Origin of the sequence: Cryobacterium sp. MLB-32 (assembly GCF_000738085.1) — a bacterium.
GTDB lineage: Bacteria > Actinomycetota > Actinomycetes > Actinomycetales > Microbacteriaceae > Cryobacterium.
Genome location: NZ_JPRS01000486.1, coordinates 1 through 648, shown reverse-complemented (window position 1 = coordinate 648; position 648 = coordinate 1). Strand labels below are relative to the sequence as shown.

The following is a 648-nucleotide window of genomic DNA, read 5'->3' as shown; positions in this document are numbered from 1 at the left end:
GGGCCCATACGGGTAGTACTGCGCGAACGCGAGCAAGTACTCGGCGCGGTCGAGATTGTTGTTCTGGTGCCGCTCACGGTGGCGGCTCATGTCCAACCAATCTTCGGTGTCATCGGCCATTAGGAGATCCCAGGCTGAGGCACCTCCGAGCCCAGCTCGGATGTTGAACTTCACCTTGGTCCGTGCTGGCTCCGGCACAGGCATAAAACTCGTGAACTGGATCAACTTTGCTCCTTAGAAACGACCGGCTTTTCATCGAGGCCATCTGCGCTGCGGCCAGCCATTACGCGAAGCATCGAAGCGACGACATGTAGAAGATCGCGTTCACGATCTTCACCTGGGCAGCACGCGCCTTGTGCCCGAACATCACACGAGCACCTGAAGATCGTCCCTCAAATTGGCGGCCTCATTGACGAGGGCCTCGCATGCCCTCACCACGTGTTCAGGGACAGAGTCAAAATCTCTGGGGTTGAGCTGCATGACATATTCGTTCTCGATGTGATAGGACTCGTTCACAAACTTCTTGAATGCCGCGTCACCTGGGATTCCTTCGGGATAAAGTTTTGACATGATGCGGAAGAGTTGCACTTTCTCATATCCCACGTCAGTGGCGTCAAACTTTTCCTTCAAGACGAGGGGGTCGCGTAA

General features: G+C 55.2%; 1 protein-coding gene. It reads right to left on the bottom strand.

Annotation, left to right across the window (positions count from 1 at the left end):
* Window positions 1-366: 366 nt before the first annotated feature.
* On the bottom strand, window positions 367-648 hold a 282-nt coding region (locus JF66_RS19540), incomplete at its 5' end, for a hypothetical protein (protein ID WP_035880553.1).